The sequence below is a fragment of the Actinoplanes sp. NPDC051633 genome (assembly GCF_040681735.1).
In the GTDB taxonomy this organism is placed as follows: Bacteria; Actinomycetota; Actinomycetes; order Mycobacteriales; family Micromonosporaceae; genus Actinoplanes.
This window is the reverse complement of the sequence record NZ_JBFAZH010000066.1, coordinates 1-14034: the sequence shown is the minus strand read 5'-3', so window position 1 is coordinate 14034 and position 14034 is coordinate 1. Positions and strand designations below refer to the sequence as shown.

The 14034-nt window shown below is 68.3% G+C and carries 15 protein-coding genes and 2 tRNA genes; 6 read left to right on the top strand and 11 right to left on the bottom strand.

Translation table 11 applies throughout. From position 1 onward, the window contains the following. Positions 1 to 609: 609 nt before the first annotated feature. Positions 610 to 825 carry a hypothetical protein gene (locus AB0M20_RS06610; RefSeq protein WP_364294791.1) on the top strand — a complete coding sequence of 72 codons (216 nt, stop codon included), beginning with the start codon at positions 610 to 612 and terminating at the stop codon, positions 823 to 825. Positions 826 to 848: 23 nt separating this feature from the next. Here the strand turns inward: AB0M20_RS06610 and AB0M20_RS06605 are convergent, their stop codons facing one another. From AB0M20_RS06605 to AB0M20_RS06570, 8 genes are all read right to left on the bottom strand, one after another. Further along, positions 849 to 1649 (bottom strand): carbon-nitrogen hydrolase family protein, encoded by an 801-nt coding sequence (locus AB0M20_RS06605; RefSeq protein WP_364294788.1) that lies wholly within the window; start codon positions 1647 to 1649, stop codon positions 849 to 851. Between the two features lie 126 nt (positions 1650 to 1775). Beyond that, positions 1776 to 4220: a DUF4157 domain-containing protein gene (locus tag AB0M20_RS06600; protein ID WP_364294785.1), complete on the bottom strand. Its 2445-nt coding sequence runs from the start codon at positions 4218 to 4220 to the stop codon at positions 1776 to 1778. A gap of 32 nt (positions 4221 to 4252) precedes the next feature. Continuing rightward, positions 4253 to 4756: a GNAT family N-acetyltransferase gene (locus tag AB0M20_RS06595; protein ID WP_364294782.1), complete on the bottom strand. Its 504-nt coding sequence runs from the start codon at positions 4754 to 4756 to the stop codon at positions 4253 to 4255. Positions 4757 to 4881: 125 nt separating this feature from the next. Next, the gene (gene clpX, locus AB0M20_RS06590) at positions 4882 to 6174 is read right to left on the bottom strand and encodes an ATP-dependent Clp protease ATP-binding subunit ClpX (RefSeq protein ID WP_364294779.1); all 1293 of its coding nucleotides are present in this window, start codon (positions 6172 to 6174) and stop codon (positions 4882 to 4884) included. 233 nt (positions 6175 to 6407) lie between these two features. Then, positions 6408 to 7064: an ATP-dependent Clp protease proteolytic subunit gene (locus AB0M20_RS06585; protein ID WP_364294776.1), complete on the bottom strand. Its 657-nt coding sequence runs from the start codon at positions 7062 to 7064 to the stop codon at positions 6408 to 6410. A gap of 11 nt (positions 7065 to 7075) precedes the next feature. Next, positions 7076 to 7705 carry an ATP-dependent Clp protease proteolytic subunit gene (locus AB0M20_RS06580; protein ID WP_364294773.1) on the bottom strand — a complete coding sequence of 210 codons (630 nt, stop codon included), beginning with the start codon at positions 7703 to 7705 and terminating at the stop codon, positions 7076 to 7078. 69 nt (positions 7706 to 7774) lie between these two features. Then, positions 7775 to 9208 carry a trigger factor gene (gene tig / locus AB0M20_RS06575; RefSeq protein WP_364294770.1) on the bottom strand — a complete coding sequence of 478 codons (1434 nt, stop codon included), beginning with the start codon at positions 9206 to 9208 and terminating at the stop codon, positions 7775 to 7777. Positions 9209 to 9246: 38 nt separating this feature from the next. Next, a tRNA-Pro gene (locus AB0M20_RS06570) sits at positions 9247 to 9320 on the bottom strand. A gap of 129 nt (positions 9321 to 9449) precedes the next feature. On the opposite strand from AB0M20_RS06570, the gene AB0M20_RS06565 reads away from it, so the two are divergent. Beyond that, a tRNA-Gly gene (locus AB0M20_RS06565) sits at positions 9450 to 9520 on the top strand. Between the two features lie 54 nt (positions 9521 to 9574). Beyond that, a complete protein-coding gene (locus AB0M20_RS06560; RefSeq protein WP_364294767.1) occupies positions 9575 to 10360 on the top strand; it encodes a TylF/MycF/NovP-related O-methyltransferase in 786 nt (261 codons plus the stop codon). Here AB0M20_RS06560 and AB0M20_RS06555 read toward each other — a convergent pair. After that, entirely contained in the window at positions 10350 to 10796 is a 447-nt protein-coding gene (locus tag AB0M20_RS06555) for a hypothetical protein (protein WP_364294764.1), read from the bottom strand. The two genes, AB0M20_RS06560 and AB0M20_RS06555, sit on opposite strands and share 11 nt — an antisense overlap. A gap of 64 nt (positions 10797 to 10860) precedes the next feature. On the opposite strand from AB0M20_RS06555, the gene AB0M20_RS06550 reads away from it, so the two are divergent. Both AB0M20_RS06550 and AB0M20_RS06545 read left to right on the top strand, forming a co-directional pair. Then, positions 10861 to 11163, top strand: coding sequence for a metalloregulator ArsR/SmtB family transcription factor (locus AB0M20_RS06550; protein ID WP_364294761.1), 303 nt, complete (start codon positions 10861 to 10863; stop codon positions 11161 to 11163). Continuing rightward, positions 11160 to 11669: an SRPBCC domain-containing protein gene (locus AB0M20_RS06545; RefSeq protein ID WP_364294758.1), complete on the top strand. Its 510-nt coding sequence runs from the start codon at positions 11160 to 11162 to the stop codon at positions 11667 to 11669. The genes AB0M20_RS06550 and AB0M20_RS06545 overlap by 4 nt, the downstream gene beginning before the upstream one ends. Here AB0M20_RS06545 and AB0M20_RS06540 read toward each other — a convergent pair. Further along, positions 11659 to 12021, bottom strand: coding sequence for a lipopolysaccharide assembly protein LapA domain-containing protein (locus tag AB0M20_RS06540; protein WP_364294755.1), 363 nt, complete (start codon positions 12019 to 12021; stop codon positions 11659 to 11661). The two genes, AB0M20_RS06545 and AB0M20_RS06540, sit on opposite strands and share 11 nt — an antisense overlap. A gap of 29 nt (positions 12022 to 12050) precedes the next feature. Continuing rightward, a complete protein-coding gene (locus tag AB0M20_RS06535; protein ID WP_364294794.1) occupies positions 12051 to 12932 on the bottom strand; it encodes a glycosyltransferase in 882 nt (293 codons plus the stop codon). Between the two features lie 82 nt (positions 12933 to 13014). Between AB0M20_RS06535 and AB0M20_RS06530 the strand changes: the two genes are divergently transcribed. Continuing rightward, entirely contained in the window at positions 13015 to 13893 is an 879-nt protein-coding gene (locus AB0M20_RS06530; protein WP_364294752.1) for a glucose 1-dehydrogenase, read from the top strand. The last annotated feature ends 141 nt before the right edge of the window (positions 13894 to 14034 follow it).

Sequence of the window (14034 nt, the reverse complement as noted above, 5' to 3'; positions counted from 1 at the left end):
AGCACGCCGCCAGCGTTCGTCCTGAGCCAGGATCAAACTCTCCAACAAAAACTTGAAAAGAAATCCCGACAATCAAAAGAAATTGCCAGAGAAAAAACTACTCATGGCACTGGCTTATCAATAGCACCCTGTTGAGTTCTCAAAGAACAACCACACACCAAGCACAGAACTCCGCGCAGCGGAGATCCGTTCCTGGGGCTTAAAGCTCCACAATCTCTGGTCGAGATCGCCGGTAAGCCGGCCTCGCCCAGATCGCACCCGCACTGACGCACCACCAGAAGTGGTTGTGTAGTCGGAGTGCCCTGCAGACCGGCCTCGGATCGTCTAGCGATCCATCCGCCCGGCTCCTGCGGCTTTGTTACTCTACCTGGTTGGTCTCGCCGATGCAAACTCGGTTACCCGCGTCTTGCATCCGCCCCACCCGGTGCCGTCACCTAGCTTAACGCGTGGTTTCGGCGATGGCCTCATGAGGGTCCGAAGCATCCCGAAGGTCTGCTTCGTCCCGCTCAGCGGGCCGGGGACGAAGGTACGCGACGCCGCCCGTGGAAGGCAAATCGGTCCCCCGGTCGGTTCGCCCGCCGTTCCGCGAGCCGTGACAGAGTGGGAGCCATGGGATCTTCCCCGCCACTGGCCGTCGACGCGCTCTTCGGGCTGCTGATACCGCTCTGGCAGGTGGTCATCGGCCTGATGGTGCTGGTCACGGTGGTGGTGTCCGTGCGCCGCCTGTTCCTGCAAGGCCCATCCCGGATGGGCGGCGCGATGCTCCTGGCCGGCTGCGCCCTCGTCTGCGTGGCCGTGGTGAGCTACCTCGTCCAGCAGATCTGAGGACGGCGAGAGCCTGCCCACCGTCAAAGCTGGAGCCGTCGATTGGCCAGGCTCGGCACCTCGGTCCGGATCTTCTCCACGCGCTCGAGGTCGATCTCCGTTGTGACTACGCCCACGACATCCGGCGCCTGCGCGACCACGGTCCCCCACGGGTCGATCACCATGCTGCGGCCGAAGCAGGTCCGATCCGGCTCGTGGTCACCGATCTGCCCGGCCGCGACCACGTAGCACTGGTTCTCGATCGCGCGCGCACGCAGCAGCACCTCCCAGTGGTCACGCCCGGTGTGCATCATGAACGCCGCCGGCACCGCGACAACGCGCGCGCCATCATCCGCGAGCCGACGATAGAGCTCGGGAAACCGCAGGTCGTAGCAGATGCTCAGGCCGACGGGCACGCCCGCGACATCGGCCACGACGACATCTTCCCCGGCCGCCACGGAACGTGACTCCTGGTAGGAGACACGGCCCGGGATCTCCACGTCGTACAAGTGGATCTTGCGATAGGCCGCAATCCGCTCACCCGCCGGATTGAAGACCAGCGACGTGTTGTAGGTCCGCTCGTCGTCCGGGCCACGCTCGTGGAAGGACCCGGCATGCACCCAGATCCCGAACTCCCGTGCCGCCTCCGCGAAGAACGACGCGAACTCCCCATCGAGCGGCTCGGGCTTCGGCATCCCGGCGCTGCGCCCGAGGTAGTCGACATACTCCGGCAACATCGCGAACTCGGCGCCGTCGTCCGCTGCGCGGCTCAGCAGCTCACGAGCCACGCGCAGATTGTGGTCGCGGTCATCGCGGGCATTCAGCTGGCAGACGGAGACGCGCATAAAGCAGAGGGTACGTTCGCCGGCCGGTCCCCGCCTCACAGCGCGGCGTGGGTGCGACAACGGGCCGTACCAAGCCATCCGGCCGCCCGCCCCAAAGAACGCCAGGGGCCAGCGACACGGACGGCGTCAGCCCGGCGGCTGGCCCATCAGCTTGCCCAGATTGCGGGCCGGGGAGCCCTGCAGCAGCTCATCGACGATCGGCTCCATCATCGCGCGAATCGTGAGGGTGTAACCCTCTGACATCTCCGTCTCGGGCATCGCGGCGACCGCATCGCGCAGTTCCTTGCCGACCATCCCCATGATCCAGGTGTCGACCTCGGTGATGATCTCCGGTGACAGCTTCCCCCAGCGCCAATCCGGCAGTGGCTCGTTGAGGAACGGCACCTCGTGGGGGATGTACCGCTCAACCACCGGGAACGGCGGCCCGAACCCGGCGATGACCGCCTCCGCCCGCTGCCTGATCGGGTCGACGCACACCTGCGCCTCGGACGGATCGGTGAACACCGGCCGGCGCGACTGCCAGACGAACTCCACCCGCCGGTTCTCGCCGTAGCGCTTCGGATCAGCCGTGATCGGGCTGCTCTCGCCATAACTGGTGGCTCCCACTTGATCCGATGCCGCGCCGCCCGCGATCAGCGCGGCCCGCACTGCATCCGCACGCCGCTGACCCAGCCCCATGTTGGCCTCATCAGCGCCCACCTGATCGGTGTGCCCGGCCAGGTCGACCCGAGTTCCTGGATTCGTATGCAGGTACGCGCCCGCCGCCGCTACCTCCGACGCCGCGCCGTCCAGCCCGGCCGATCCGAACGCGAAGTGCACGATCAGCCCCGTCGGCGGATCGGTGGGCGCCACCTTGGCGATCGCCGTCTCACTCTGCCCGGCTGCCCGCGCGGCGAGCAGCTGCTCCCGCGCTGCCAGCACCGCCTTCTCCGCTTGGTCCCGACTGGCCGATCGGGCGCTCCCGGCCGGAGGCGGTCCTACGCCCGCGTCGAGCTTCGAGTCGCCCAATGCGAGCCACGGCTCCGGGTGGTCCTCGCTGGCGACAGTGACGCCTTCCCGGCCGTCGCGATCATGCAGCGCGCCGCTGACCGCCCCGGCGAGCGCCAGCCCGAAAGCCTTCTCCAGGCCGGCCATGCCACCGATCTTCTTCAGCGCTCCGGCCACCTTTCCGTCGACGGTCGCCTTGACCTTCTCGCGCGCCTTGTCCTGGGACAGCTGCCCGCGCATGGACGGCATGCCCGGCATCGGCGGCGCCTGCATCGAAGGCGGCCCGACCGCCATCCCGATCTGCATCATGATCTGCGCGACCAGGAAGCCCTCGATACGTTCGCGCAGCTTCGCGATCAACGCCGCCGCCATCGGCGGCGCGATGCCGGCGTGGAAAGCCATGATGTCGGCGCGCGGTGTCCGCACGTGCCCGCCGGAAAACATGTCGGTGAGGAAGTGCTGGCCGAAGGCCTCCAGCAACTGTGCGCGCTGGAACTCGGCGTCGTTCCCGGTCAGGCCGGCGGTGAGTGCGGCCTGGAGAGCTTGCGAGTGATGAGACCGCCATGTGGTCAGCGCGTCGCCGCCCGCCGCGAAGTGGCGGACGTTCTCCATCGCGAGCTTGACGTAAATCTCCTTCTGCGCATCGGTCTCGTCCTTGGTAGGCGCCGGCAGCGCCGAGGTGATCGGCTTGCGCAACGAGGCGTGCTCCAGCGCGGCGCGCAGCTGCCGGCGGCCTGCGTCGGTCCTGACCATCTCCTGCAACGTGCCGACATCGCCCACCTCGTCACCGGCAATCGCGACCACCTGACCCCAGGTCAAGGTGATGCCGTTGCCGAGGTCGATGGCTTCGTTCGTCGAGTCGCCGAGGCTTTCGTGCTCGAATCCGGAGAATCGCTGCACCATCCGGGGACCGCTCGACATGGACACGGCCGGCGCGGCGGCGGAGCCACGGGCGTGCACCAATGTGTCCGCGGCCCGTTCGGCGGCCCGCTCGCCGCTGTCATCCGGATGGCTGACGCTGACCTCGGCGTTCGACGGCAGCGCCGGCGCGCCGGACTGCTGGATGGTGTGCGCCACCTCGTGCGCCAGCACGCGATACCCATGATTGCTGTCCAGCCGGTAGGCGCCGGCCCGGAAGTAGACGTCCTGCCCGGTGGTGAGGGCCTGGGCACCCAAGTCACGCGTCAGGCCGTCCGCATCTGCATCGGTGTGCACGCGTACCGCTGCCAGCGGCGCGCCGGTCGCCGACTCGAGCTCGTTCCGGACGCCGGACGGCAGCGCCTGGCCCTGCCCGGCCGCGGCGGCGAGGCGGGTGCCGACGTCCTTGCGGGCGTCCGGGGAGCCGCTGGCCAGACGTTGCACCCATCGCGTCACGGCGCCGTTGCCCGCGGCCAGCAGCGGGTTGTCGCGGGCCGGCCCGACCGCACGAGGGCCCGATCTGGGCGCGCTCTGCTCCACGCGCGCCGGCTCTCGATCGGGAAGCATGCCGGTCCTCCACCTGTGCGACCGGATCCGGTATATCAGCCATACCGCGCGCGTGGTTCGCGTTGTCGGGCATGCGTCGCGAGTGGTGCATTCGGGCACGACCAGCTGCCGGCGACCAACGGTCCGGCCCCTCAGCTGCGCGGCATCAGGATGATCTCCGACCCCATCGGGACGTAGCCCGCGGCCAGCAGCGCCCGCAAGCTTCCCGCGTTGCCTGGAGCGCACTGCGCCCACACCGGGCCGCCGTCCGGGATCAGGTGCCGGGCCGCCGTGGCCAGGGCGCGGCCGTGGCCGTTGCCGCGCGCGTACTCGGCGACTTCGAATGCGGCCTCCCAGCGGCCGCCCAGGCCGCGACCCACCACCAGGATGCCGTGCTCGCTCGTCCACGCGCGGACGTCCGTCCGGTAGCGGCGAGCCCGCATCACCCGCGGGTGGTCGATGTCGTCGGCCGGCTTCAGGGAGATGGGTGGCTCGCCCGCCAGCGGGGGCGCGAGCAGCATGCAGTCGAGGTTGCCGGACACGACGTCCAGATGGTCCTCGAGTGCGCTCAGGAAGCGCGGGCCGATCGGCTCGGCGAAGTCGCCCGTGGTGATGTGGGCGTCCAGCCACGGGCGGTCGACGTCGGCGGCCACCACGACGTAGCCGGGGAAGGAAACGACTGCGGCCCGACTCGGCGCCGGTGGGGGCGCCAGGTCGAGCCACGGGTCGTTGTCGAGGTGCTCCAGTCGCTCGATGCGAGCGAAGAGCTCCGCGAGGGTGGTCAGGCCGACTTCTCCTCGCGGTCGCGGCGGGCACGGCGCCCGCCGAACTCGCGCGGGACGATGGTCGGGTTCACATTCTCCAGGACGACCTCGCGGTTGATGACCACTCGGGCGGCGTCCGGGTTGCTCGGGACCTCGAACATCACAGACTGCAGGACCTCTTCCATGATCGCGCGGAGGCCTCGGGCGCCGGTGCCACGGAGCATGGCCTGGTCGGCGATGGCCTCGAGCGCGCCGGTGTCGAACTCGAGCTCGACGCCGTCCAGCTCGAAGAGGCGCTGGTACTGCTTCACGTACGCGTTGCGGGGCTCGGTGAGGATCTTGATGAGCGCCTCGCGGTCGAGGTTGCGCACCGTGGTGATCACCGGGAGCCGGCCGATGAACTCGGGGATCAGGCCGAACTTCAGCATGTCCTCGGGCATGACCTTGCTGAAAATGTCGTCGGTGTTGCGATCTGAGATCGAGCGCAGGTGTGCGCCGAAGCCGACGCCGCCCTGGCCCACCCGCGACTCGATGATGCGGTCCAGCCCGGCGAACGCGCCGCCGACGATGAACAGCACGTTGGTCGTGTCGATCTGGATGAACTCCTGGTGCGGGTGCTTGCGTCCGCCCTGCGGCGGGACGTTGGCGACCGTACCCTCGAGAATTTTCAGCAGAGCCTGCTGAACACCCTCGCCGGAGACGTCCCGCGTGATCGACGGGTTTTCGCTCTTCCGGGCGATCTTGTCGACCTCGTCGATGTAGATGATGCCCTGCTCGGCGCGCTTGACGTCGTAGTCGGCGGCCTGGATGAGCTTGAGCAGGATGTTCTCGACGTCCTCGCCCACGTAGCCGGCCTCGGTCAACGCCGTGGCGTCCGCGATGGCGAACGGCACGTTGAGCATCCGGGCCAGGGTCTGCGCCAAGTGCGTCTTACCGCAGCCCGTGGGGCCGATGAGCATGATGTTGGACTTGGCCACCTCGACGTCGCTGCCCGCACCGGGAGCGCCGGTCGACTCGGCCTGGATCCGCTTGTAGTGGTTGTAGACAGCGACCGACAGCGCCTTCTTGGCCTGTTCCTGCCCGACCACGTAGTTGTCGAGGAACTGGCAGATCTCCATCGGCTTGGGAAGCTCTTCCCACTTCACCTCGCCGGTTTCGGCCAGCTCTTCCTCGATGATCTCGTTGCAGAGGTCGATGCACTCGTCGCAGATATAGACCCCAGGGCCCGCGATGAGCTTCTTGACCTGCTTCTGGGACTTCCCACAGAAGGAGCACTTCAGTAGGTCGCCGCCGTCGCCGATCCGTGCCACCTACGTTCTCCCTGCGCTAATCGGCCGGCTGTTGCCCGCCGCCCCGGCTCGAGGATCAACCCCGTCGCCGATTCTTCGTCTTGCACAGCTCATCGTCTGCGGACCCGCGTTACTGAGGTTGCACGCTCGACGTTACCCGCTGAGGGGCACATCTCCGACCCCCCAAAACGGGCGTGTCAGGAGCCAGCCGGTCTAATCTCGCCCGGCCGGCTCCCGCCACCATGTGTTCGGAGTCAGACGCCGGCGGTCTGAAGGCTCTTCTTACGGCTGACCAGCACGGTGTCGACCAGGCCGTACTCCTTGGTCTCGTCCGCCGTCATGATCTTGTCGCGGTCGATGTCCTTACGAACCTTCTCAACCGGCTGGTTGGAGTGCTTGGCGAGCAACTCCTCGAGCTGGGTACGCATCCGCATGATCTCACGGGCCTGGATCTCGATGTCGGACCCCTGACCGTAGCCGCCCTCGGTGGCCGGCTGGTGGATGATGATCCGCGAGTGCGGCAGAGCCATCCGCTTGCCCGGGGTGCCGGCCGCGAGCAGCACCGCCGCGGCGCTGGCAGCCTGGCCCAGGCACACCGTGATGATGTCGGGGCGGACGTATTGCATGGTGTCGTAGATGGCCGTCATCGCGGTGAACGAGCCGCCCGGCGAGTTGATGTACATCGTGATGTCGCGGTCGGGATCGGTGCTCTCCAGCGTCAGCAGCTGGGCCATCACGTCGTTGGCCGACGCGTCGTCCACCTGCACGCCGAGGAAGATGATCCGGTCCTCGAACATCTTGTTGTACGGGTTCGACTCCTTCACGCCGTAGGACGTGCGCTCGACGAACGACGGCAGAACGTACCGGTTGTGCACCGGGGCGAACTTCTGCGGCAAGGTCAGATCAGTCATGTTCAAGCCCCTCAGTTCAGCGTTCCGGCGCCCTCCGGGACCTGCGTGGCCCCGGTGATCACCTTGTCGATGAAGCCGTAATCCTTGGCCTCCTCGGCCGTGAACCAGCGGTCCCGGTCGGAGTCGGCCTCGATCTGCGCCTGGTCCTGGCCGGTGTGGAACGCCACCCGCTCCTGGAACATGCGCTTGGTGTAAAGCATCTGCTCGGCCTGGATGGCGATGTCGGCGGCCGTACCGCCCATCCCACCGGACGGCTGGTGCATCATGATCCGCGCGTGCGGCAACGCGTAGCGCTTGCCCGCGGTGCCCGCGCAGAGCAACAACTGTCCCATCGACGCGGCCATGCCCATGGCCACGGTGGAGACGTCGTTGTCGATGAACTGCATGGTGTCGTAGATCGCCATGCCCGAGTAGACCGAGCCGCCCGGGGAGTTGATCCACAGGTTGATGTCGCGCTCCGGGTCCTCCGCGGACAGCAGCAGCAGCTGAGCGCAGATGCGGTTGGCGACCTGGTCGGTCACCTCGCTCCCGAGGAAGACGATGCGCTCGCGCAGCAGGCGGTTGTAGACCGAGTCGTCGAGGTTGCCACTGAGGTCACCGCCCCGCAGGACGGGACTCCCAGGAATGTGCAGGTCGGTCATGGCAGCCCTTCACAGCTGACTGAGCCGGCCGAGGAACCGGCCGGCAGGTGGTCCGTGATACGTCCCAACCTAACCGGTCGGATGCCCATCAGCTTCCCGCTCGGGTGGGTGTTCGCTGTCAGCGCAGGGGGCCTGCGCTGACAGCGTGCGAGCGCAGTGGTTGTGGCCCGCGTGCTCGTCGGCGCCGGCCTCGCGAAGGTCGTCGAGCGACAGCGTGTTGCCCGCCTCGTCCTTCATCGTGACCTGCTCCATGACCAGAGCGAGCGCCTTGCCGCGCCGGACGTCGCCGAAGACGGCCGCGGCGGAGCCGGACTGCACGAGCTGGTCGTAGTACTGCTGCGGCTGCATCTGCGCCCGCTGCGCGCGGTGCACGATCTCGTGACCGAACTCGTCGTCGGAGACCTGCACGTCCTCCGCGTCGGCGATGGTGTCGAGCAGCAGCTGGATGCGGACGCCCTCGGTGGCCGCGTCGGTCAGCTCGGTGTCGATCTGCTCCTCGGTCTTCTCCTCCGAGGCCAGGTAGTCCTCCATCGTCGCGCCGATGCGCTCGAGCTGGTCGGCCATCGCCTGCTTGCGACCCTCGACCTCCTCCTTGACGATGCCCTCCGGCGCCGGGATCTCGGCCGCCTCGACGAGCTGCTTGAGCGCCTCGTCGCGGGCCGCGTAGATCTGCTCGACCTTCTTCACCTTGGTGAGCCGCTCGCGCAGGTCGTTGCGCAGCTCCTCGAGGGTGTCGAACTCGCTGGCCAGCTGGGCGAACTCGTCGTCGACCGCGGGCAGCTGCTTGTCCTTGACGCTGCGCACCTTCACCTCGACGTCGGCGTCGCGGCCGGCGAAGTCGCCGCCGACGAGCTGCGTGGTGAAGGTCGCGTCGGCGTCGGCCACCAGGCCGACCAGCACCTCATCGAGGCCCGGGAGCAGCTGCTTGCTGCCCACCTCGTGGGAGATGTTGGTGGCCGAGCCGCCGGGCACCTCCTCGCCGTCGACGGTCGCCTTGAGGTCGAGCTGGACGTAGTCGCCCTCCTCGGCCGGGCGGTCCACGGTCTTCAGCGTCGCGAAACGCTCACGCAGACCGTTGATCTGCTCGTCGATCTCGCTGTCGCCGATCTCCACGACCGGCACGGTGACCGAGATGGTGGACAGGTCGGGGATGGTGATCTCGGGGCGGACATCCACCTCAGCGGTGAACTTGAGCGGCTCGCCGTCGGTGAACTCGGTGATCTCCACCTCGGGCCGGCCCAGCGTCTTGACCTCGTGCTCGCGCACCGCGGCGAGGATCTGCTGGGGGATCGCCTCCTGCACGGCCTCGTTGAGCACGGCACCCCGGCCGACACGCTGGTCGATCACCGCGGTCGGGATCTTGCCGCGACGGAAGCCGGGAATCTGAACCTGCGCGCCGATCTCCCGGTACGCCTTCTGCAGGCTCGGCTTGAGCTCGTCGAACGGCACCTCGATGGCGAGCTTCACCCGGGTCGGGCTCAGAGTCTCGACGGTGCTCTTCACAGGCGTACTCCTTGTAGCTTTCGGATGTGGTGTGACAGTCGGGGTGGCGGGATTTGAACCCACGGCCCCTCGCTCCCAAAGCGAGTGCGCTACCAAGCTGCGCCACACCCCGTGGCGGAGCAAGTGTATGCGGTCGTCTGACACGGCGACTCGCCCGGGGCGCGCAGGGGGTATCCGGTTCGCGTCGGGGGCGGCGGTTCAGTAGGCTGTGGCCCGGCGGTGCGGCGTACGCGACCGTCACGCGGGCGTAGCTCAATGGTAGAGCCTCAGTCTTCCAAACTGATTACGCGAGTTCGATTCTCGTCGCCCGCTCTCCTGATTCCGGCCGATTCCGCGCGAGGCTGCCGAGCCGTAGCATCCCGGCCCATGCCTCTCAAATCGCGCATCAACAAGGCGCTCGCCACGACAACGGGTTACAAGATCGTCCGGGCGCGCGCCAAATCGGATGCCGCACCGAAACCGCCGGCGGCAAAACAGCAATTCCCCGCGCACTACGACGAGATGGCGCAGCCGATCCTTCGCGCCGCGCGCCCGTACACGATGACCGGGGTGGAGAAGCAGTACGCCCTCTACCTGGCCACTCGCCATGTGGTGGCGCACGACATCCCGGGTGCGGTCGTCGAGTGCGGGGTGTGGCGCGGAGGCAGCATGCACGTGGTCGCGCGGACGCTGCTCGCGATCGGCGACACCTCCCGGGAGCTGTACCTCTTCGACACGTTCGACGGCATGACCCCGCCGACGGACAAGGACGTGACCTACGACGGGAAGCCGGTGGCCGACCTGTTGAGCAGCCGTCCCCGCACGGCGAAGATCTGGGCGGTCGCGAGCCTGGAGGACGTCCGGCAGGGATTCGAGGCGATCCCCTATCCCGCCGAGCGGATCCACTTCGTCCAGGGCCCGGTCGAGTCCACGCTGCCCGAGCAGGCGCCCGACCGGATCGCGATCCTGCGCCTGGACACCGACTGGTACGAGTCCACCCGCCACGAGCTGGCGACGCTCTACGACCGACTGTCACCCGGCGGCGTCCTGATCATCGACGACTACGGCAGTTACCAGGGCGCGCGGGCGGCGATCGAGGAGTTCATCGAGGAGACCGGCGCCCGCCTGCTGTTGCTGCCGATCGGCCCCGGCCGGATCGCGGTCAAGCCGTAGCCCCATCGGCACTCTCGAGCAGGCGGGTCGCCTCCGCGTGCAGGCGGGGACGATCGATCCCCTCCCAGTCGAGGCCCTCGTAGATCTGGGCCCACCTCTCGATCTTGGGAAGGTAGCCCGACGGGAAGCAGACCAGCGACTCGGGACCGCCGGGCTCGTCACGGCCCAGCGTGATGTCGAGATCCATCAGCATCTCGCCCGTACCCTGCCAGGGCTGGGCCTTGCGCAGCAGCTCGAACTCCACCTCGTAGCGGCCCGCCGGCCGCTCGGCCAGCAGCCAGCGCGCCAGGTCCGCGACCTGCGGTGCGCCGCCGTCGATGTGCCACTTGCCGACGACGTACCCGTCGAACCACCACCGGCCGTCGTCGTGCCCGACGGCGATCCAGCCGATGCCGCCCAGCATGAACTCGCCCTGCCAATCCAGCCGAAAGACCATGCCCCCCAGCTTGACATGTGACCTACTGGTCACATAACTTTGCGTCATGGAGGACGAGGATCGGGTGTTCAAGGCGCTGGCCGATCCGACCCGACGTTTCCTGCTCGACCTGCTCTTCCGGCGTGACGGCCGCACGCTCACGGAGCTCGAGTCCGAGCTGGAGATGACACGCTTCGGCGTCGCGAAACACCTCAAGGTGCTCGAGGACGCCGAGCTCGTCGTCACACGCCGCTCGGGCCGGGAGAAATTGCACTTTCTCAATCCCGTGCCGATCCGGCTGATCCACGACCGATGGATCGACAAATACACCGAACGCCAGGTGACGGCGCTCGTCGATCTCAAGAACGCGCTGGAGGAAGATCAATGACCACCGAAACGCAGGTGCACCGCATCTGGATCAAGGCGAGCCCGGAGAAGATCTGGGCGGCGATCGTGGAGCCCGAGTTCAATCAGCGGTACGGGTACGCGGCGCCCGGCCACTACGAGCTGCGGCCGGGCGGGTCCTACCGGTCCACACCGAACGCCGGGATGATCGAGTACCACAAGGCGAACGACCTGCCGCCGCTGCCCGAGGCCATCGTCGACGGCGAGGTGCTCGAGGTCGACCCGCCGCGGCGGCTCGTCCAGACGTGGCGGCTGCTGATGGACCCGCGGACCGCGGCCGAGCCCTTCACGACGGTGACGTGGGAGATCACGGAGTCGAAGACGCAGCCGGGCACGTGCAAGCTGACCGTCACGCACGAGCTGGCCGGCGCGCCGGTCACCGCCGACGTCACCGCCGGCAACCTCGGCGAGAGCGCGGGCGGCGGCTGGGCCTGGATCCTCAGCGACCTGAAGTCACTCGTCGAGACCGGGAAGACCTTCAACGATTGATCGAGGGGCGGCCGTGGCGGATCTGCTTGCGCAACTGCATGATGCGCAGGCCCGCCACGGCCATCGCGACGATCGCGCCGGCCACCCCGGCGATGAGCAGGGCCAGGGCGAGCGGGATCTGCCCCTCGAGGGCGAAGAACGAGATCTGCACCTTGGCGGTGTTCTGCGCGACGAAGATGATCAGCAGGATCAGCACCACCACCCCGGCCCACACGCCCAGCCAGACGGCACTGGTGCGGGTCCGGGCGACCCGGGACGACTCCTCGGAGGCGAGCGGCGGCTCATACGACGACGGCTGAAAAGCGGACGGCTGCGACGAGGGTGGCTGCGACGAGGGCGGTTCGGTGGTCATGAGCACAGATTGCCCTGTTCAGCAACCCGTCAACCCACGTAGCGCCGGGCGGTGGACGCCCGCTGCGGCGCATCCAGGACGGCGAGTCGCGCCTCGACCGGTTCGGGGCGGGGCCGGCGCTGTCGTACCAGCCAGGGCACGCCGCGTAGCGCATCCCACGCACCCAGCGCCGACGTCCGGTCGCGCGGCACGCTGCGGGCCAGGAACGCCGTTCGCCGCAAGGCGGCCGGCACGGGCCGGCGCAGCCAGGTGAACCACAACGTGTTCCGCAGCCCGACCCGGCGACGCAGCCCTGCGTCGCGCGCCACCGATGCCGCATGGTGCACCACGATGTCTTCGAGATAGCAGATCTCCCAGCCGGCGCTGACCAGATCGGTGGCGAGCAGCTCCTCCTCGCCGCCGAGCCACAGCCGGGTGCTGAAGCCGCCGACTTCCAGGAAGGCCGAGCGCCGCACCACCGATGCACCGGCCAGGAAGCTGCCCAGCGCCGGGCCGGGCATCCAGTCCGGGCGCGACACCGGCGAGTCCCGCAGCTCGGGCACGATGGGATCGTCCGCGCCGCCCGGCTCGACCACGATGCGAGCGTTGACGACCCCGATCTTCGGGTACGCGTCGAGCACGTCCGCGGCGGCCGACAGCGAGCCGGGCTCCCACCACGTGTCGTCGTCGCAGAACGCCACGTACGGCGTCCGCAGTCGCCGCACGCCGACGTTGCGCCCCGCACCACCGCGGTTCTCGCCCAGCGCCACCACGTCGACCTCCGGGAACAGCGCCCGGATCGCCGCCGCCGTCCCGTCCCACGATCCGTTGTCAATGACGACGACGGGCGGTCGTTCGGGCAGCGCCCGCAGGCGGGCCACCGCGTTCAGCGCCTCGGCTCGGCGCTCCCAAGTGATCATCACAACGCCCACTCGGGCCTCAGGGGTATCGGTCACGGGCGGCGCTTTCCCCGGCGGAGGGGTTATTTGCGCGAAGGCCGGGAAAGCGTGGGACATGACACAGGATCCGCAGAGCAAATACCCCGAATCGCCCTTGCGCGGCGGCGACCAGAGCGAGCCGGGCCTGACCGGCGCCATGCCGGACCGCCCGGACCACGGCGAGGAGAGCTATCGCGGCTCGGGCCGGCTGACCGGGCGCAAGGCGGTCATCACCGGCGGCGACTCCGGCATCGGGCGGGCCGTGGCCATCGCGTTCGCCCGTGAGGGCGCCGACGTGCTCATCTCCTACCTCCCCGAGGAGGAGGACGACGCGCAGGAGACCGTGGCGCTGATCGAGAAGGCGGGGCGGACCGCGGTACGCGTGCCGGGTGACATCAAGGACGAGGCGCACTGCGCGGCGATCATCGACCGGGCGGTGTCCGAGCTGGGCGGCGTCGACATCCTGGTGAACAACGCGGCGTTCCAGATGGCTCAGCCCGAGGGCATCGCCGACATCACCACCGAGCAGTTCGACAAGACGCTCAAGACGAACCTGTACGCGATGTTCTGGCTGTGCCGGGCCGCCGTGCCGAGGATGCCGGCCGGCTCGTCGATCATCAACACCGCCTCGATCCAGGCGTACCAGTCGTCGGCTCCGCTGCTGGACTACGCGACCACCAAGGGCGGCATCGTCGCCTTCACCAAGGCGCTCGCCGAGGACCTCGCGGAGAAGGGCATCCGGGTGAACGCGGTGGCGCCGGGCCCGATCTGGACGCCGCTGATCCCGGCCACGATGCCGGAGGAGAAGGTCAAGAAGTTCGGCGAGGACACCCCGCTGGGCCGTCCCGGGCAACCGGCCGAGCTGGCGGCCGCCTACGTCTACTTCGCGTCCGAGGACGCCAGCTACACCACCGGCGAGGTGCTGGGCGTCACCGGCGGAAAGCCCATGAGCTGATTTAAGTCGTTGTTAATAGACAACAATCAAAATGTACGACTAGCGTCCCGGGCTTGTGCGTAGACCTGCTCTTATCTCCGGCGGCCTTGCCCTGGCCGCCGTCATTGCCGGAATCGCGGTCGCGGCGTCCGCCGACGCCGC